Annotated in this window: 3 protein-coding genes; 2 read left to right on the forward strand and 1 reads right to left on the reverse strand. The window is 68.4% G+C overall.

The window, feature by feature from the left end; genetic code table 11:
- A partial coding sequence (locus K0M70_RS15755; RefSeq protein WP_290783644.1) for a hypothetical protein occupies window positions 1–336 on the reverse strand: 336 nt, incomplete at its 3' end.
- A gap of 43 nt (window positions 337–379) precedes the next feature.
- Between K0M70_RS15755 and K0M70_RS15760 the strand changes: the two genes are divergently transcribed.
- Together K0M70_RS15760 and K0M70_RS15765 are read left to right on the forward strand one after the other, a co-directional pair.
- Complete coding sequence (locus K0M70_RS15760; protein WP_290783647.1) at window positions 380–1,180, forward strand: sulfite exporter TauE/SafE family protein; 801 nt, start codon at window positions 380–382, stop codon at window positions 1,178–1,180.
- Window positions 1,181–1,307: 127 nt separating this feature from the next.
- Window positions 1,308–4,202, forward strand: coding sequence for a TonB-dependent receptor (locus K0M70_RS15765; protein ID WP_290783650.1), 2,895 nt, complete (start codon window positions 1,308–1,310; stop codon window positions 4,200–4,202).
- Window positions 4,203–4,307: the final 105 nt, after the last annotated feature.

Genomic DNA, 4,307 nt, shown 5'->3' on the forward strand with positions numbered 1-4,307 from the left:
CCATTCGCCGCGCTTGGCCAGCTCCATCAGCCAGGCGTCGCGCAGCCAGTCGGCCGCCGGCTGGCCGTCATGTCGGGCCAGCACGGCGCGCACTTCCCGCGCGGTGGCGTGCGCCAGCTGGCGCCGCATGGCGGTGGCCTCCACCCAAGCCAGCAGTGGGTGGTCGGCGATGCGCGCGACGTCCTGTACGCTCAGGGCTCCCCGCTCGGCCACGCGGAAGCCTTCCAGGATGGCCGGCCGCTGTCGCGAGAGGTCGGCGGGCGCGACGCCCTGCGCCGCGGTGGAAACAGCGGACACGGCAAGGACTAAAAAGGTGCTGAGGCGAATCATCGACATGGTTGTGAGTTTAGCCCATGGCGCCTGAGCGGCCGGGCCCGGCGTGAGTTTGGCCTGGGCGGTCTATCTCGCGCTGGGCGCCGTGGCCGGGGTGCTGGCGGGAATGCTGGGCATCGGCGGCGGCCTGGTGCTGGTGGCGGCACTGGTGTGGCTGCTGCCCAGCCAGGGCGTGCCCGCGCAATACGCGGTGCATGTGGCTTTGGCGACCGCGTTGGCCAGCATCGTGCTCACCGGCCTGTCGTCGGCGCGCGCGCACCATCGCCGCGGCAGCGTGCTCTGGGCCACGGCGGCGTGGCTGGTGCCGGGCATGCTGCTGGGGGGCTGGCTGGGCAGCCTGGTGGCCACGCGCCTGGACGGCGACTGGCTGCGCGCCTTCATCGCGGTTTACTGCTACCTGGCGGCCGTTCAGCTCGGCCTGGACTGGCCGCGGGCCCGTCCCGAGCGCCCCGATGCCCCCGTGGGCCCGGGCTACACCGCCGCCGGTGGCTTCGTCGGCGCGCTGTCGGCGCTGGTGGGCATCGGTGGGGGCAGCATGACGGTGCCCCTGCTGGTCTGGCGGGGCGTACGCCCCGTGCGCGCCGTGGGCACGTCCAGCGCCTGTGGCGTCGCCATCGCCCTGGCCAGCGCGGCGGGCTATGCCGCCCACGGCCCTGCGGCGGGCGTCCTGCCGGCCGGAAGCTGGGGCTATGTTTTCCTACCGGCGGCGATCGGGATCGCCATCGCGTCGGTGCTTACGGCGCCGCTGGGTACGACAATCGCCCATCGGATCAGCGGCCTGGCGCTGCGCCGGCTGTTCGCCGGCTTCCTGCTGCTGGTGGGAACGAGCCTGTGGTGGGGGCCCTGACGCTGTTTAACTTACTGACAGCGTTAGTGAAAAGGAGTCTTGCCGACTCTTGACGTTTTCTTTACATCTGGTCCCAGCCGGCGCATTGGGGGCAAGGCCCCGGCTCCACCAACCCTTGGGGACCGCCATGAACACCTTCCGAATTTCCCGCCTGAGCATGGCGGTACGCGGCGCACTGCTGCTCGCCGTGCTGCCGCTGTCCGCCGTCGCACAGGACACCGCGTCCGAAGATGTGAAGACCCTCGACCGCGTCGAGGTCACCGGTTCGCGCATCAAGACCGCCGAGGCCGAGGGCCTGGTGCCGGTGCAGCGCATCACGCGCGCCGACATCGACCGCAGCGGCCTCACCTCGGTAGGTGACGTCATCCAGGCGCTGACGGGTTCGGGCTCGGCGCTCAACACCAAGTTCAACTCCAGCGGCAACTTCGGTTTCCCGCCCGACGGCAGCGGCGTGGGCGCCGGTTCGGCGCAGGCCGACCTTCGGCACCTCGGCTCCAAGCGCGTGCTGGTGCTGGTGGACGGCATCCGCTGGGTGAACGAAGCCTCGGCTTCGGGCGTGGGCGCGTCCACCGACCTCAACACCATTCCACTGGCCATCATTGACCGCATCGAAGTGCTGGAAGACGGCGCCTCGTCGCTGTACGGCTCGGACGCCATCGCCGGCGTCATCAACATCATCACCCGCAAGGACTTCGACGGCGTGTCGCTGAGCGTGCAGTACGGCGGCTACGGCGAAGGCGACGGCGAAACCGGCAGCATCGACCTGGCCTGGGGCAAGAACACCGACCGCGCCAACTTCTTCGCCGGCATCAGCTATACCGACCAGCAGGAAATCTTCGCCCGCGACCGCGCCCAGTCCAGCTTCCCGGTGCCAGGCACCGGCGTGGCGTTCGGCAGCTCGGCCACACCCACGGGCCGCTTCATCTTCACCGACCCCAACACCGGCGTCACCTACGACCTCACGCCCAACACCGGCAACAACAACCCGGTGTTCGACCCCACCCAGACCGGCTGCGTGCGCACCGACGGCTACCACTGCTTCGCCACCGCCGATCGCTTCAACTTCTCCCAGTTCAACCTGCTGCTGACGCCGTCCGAACGCCTGGGCGTGTTCGGGCAGGCGCGTTTCCAGTTCTCCGACAGCACCAGCGGCTACGCCAAGCTGCTGTACAACCGCCGCGAGTCGACCAACCAGGCCGCGCCCGAGCCGATGTTCCTGGGTCCGGAGGCCGGTACCGGCAACCCGATCTCCGACGGCATGTTCATTTCGCGCTTCAATCCCTTCAACCCGTTCGGCTTCGACCTCGATGGCCGCCTGAGCACGCCGGCGGCCAACCGCAACCTGATCCTGATCGGCCGCCGCCCGATCGAAGGCGGCGCGCGCGTGTTCGAACAGCAAGTGGACACCTGGTATTTCGGTGCCGGCCTGGAGGGCGTGTTCGACGCCGGCCAGCGCACGCTGTACTGGGACGTCAACGTCGCCTTCAGCGAGAACAAGGCCGAGCAGACCAATTTCGGCAGCTACGACATCCGCAACATCGCCCTGGCCCTGGGCGACCCCGCGGCCTGCGCCGCGGTGGCGGGCTGCACGCCGCTCAACATTTTCGACGGCCCGGGCACCATCACGCCGGCGATGCTGGCCTGGATATCCCCGGTGGTGCGCGACCGCAGCAAGAACGAGCTGGCGCTGTTCACCGCCAACCTCTCGGGCAGCCTGTTCGAGCTGCCGGCCGGTTCAGTCGATTTCGCCACCGGCATCGAGCATCGCCGCCTGGACGGTTCGTACACGCCCGACCAGCTGACCATCGACGGCTTCTACAACGGCGTGCCCTCGCTTCCCACCCAGGGCGACTACGACGTCAGCGAGCTCTATTTCGAAGTGAACCTGCCCGTGTTCGCCGACACGGCCTGGGGCGACCGGCTCGACTTCACCGTTGCCGGCCGCTACTCCGACTACAGCACCGGCATTTCCGAGTTCACGCCCAAGTACGGCCTGCGCTGGCAGCTGGCCGAAGAGTTCGTGCTGCGCGCCAGCTTCGCCGAAGGCTTCCGCGCGCCGTCCATCGGCGAGCTGTTCGGTTCGGCCAGCCGCTTCGACGCCCAGATCAACGACCCGTGCTCGACGCCGCTGCTCAACCCCGGCCTGGCCGGCAACTGCGCCACGCTGGGCGTGCCGGCGAACTACCAGCAGCCCAACCCGCAGATCTCGGTCACCACGGGCGGCAACGACCAGCTGGATCCGGAATTCGCCGACAGCTTCACCGCCGGCTTCATCTGGAGCCCGTCGTTCCTGGAGGAGTCGGCGGTCGCCGAGCGCGTGGACCTGGAAGTCACCTTCTACCGCCATGAAGTGGAAGGCGCCATCCAGGCCATCGACGCCCAGACCCAGCTCAACCTGTGCGTGCAGACGCTCGATCCGCTCTACTGCAGCGGCATCACCCGTGCCGCCACGGGCGGCATCAACGGCTTCAACAACCGCCTGACCAACCTCGGCTCGATCTCTACCGACGGCTTCGACGTTGATCTGTTCTGGACCTTCCCGCAGACCGACATCGGCCAGTTCAAGTTCGGCTGGCGCAACACCTTCGTCGGCGAGTACGAGGCCTTTGGCGCCGCAGGCCAGCGCCAGCCGCAGGGTCCGGGCATCGAGGTGGTGGACAGCGCCATCCCGGAGTGGACGTCCAACACCACCCTGGACTGGACGCTGGGCAACTGGACGGCGGCCTGGACGATGCGCCACATCAGCGAACTGCGCGAAGACTGCGGCCGCGCCGTGTCCTTTGCGGTCTGCAGCAACCCGGCCACCAGCACCAACATCCTGGAGGCCACCACGTTCAACGACATGCAGGTGGGCTATCGCTTCGACGCGATCAACGACCTGCGCCTGACCTTCGGCGTGAACAACGTGTTCGACAAGGATCCGCCGATTTGCCTGTCGTGCTCGCTCAACGGCTACGACGCATCCACCTATGACATCCCGGGCGGCCGCTTCTTCTACCTCAGGGCCGAGATGAAATTCTGACCCGTGCCCCTGCGCGGTTCAGTGGGGCCCGCGGGGAAACCCCCGCCCATTTTAAATTGCGCGGGGGGGCGTATCGGGGGAGGGCGAGGGAGACGGCGTCGGCCT

Source organism: Arenimonas sp., assembly GCF_019459675.1.
Taxonomy (GTDB): domain Bacteria; phylum Pseudomonadota; class Gammaproteobacteria; order Xanthomonadales; family Xanthomonadaceae; genus Arenimonas.

Excerpts from the sequence above, each read along its gene's own strand:
- K0M70_RS15765 (WP_290783650.1), top strand. The coding sequence starts at position 1,308 with ATGAACACCTTCCGAATTTCCCGCCTGAGCATGGCGGTACGCGGCGCA.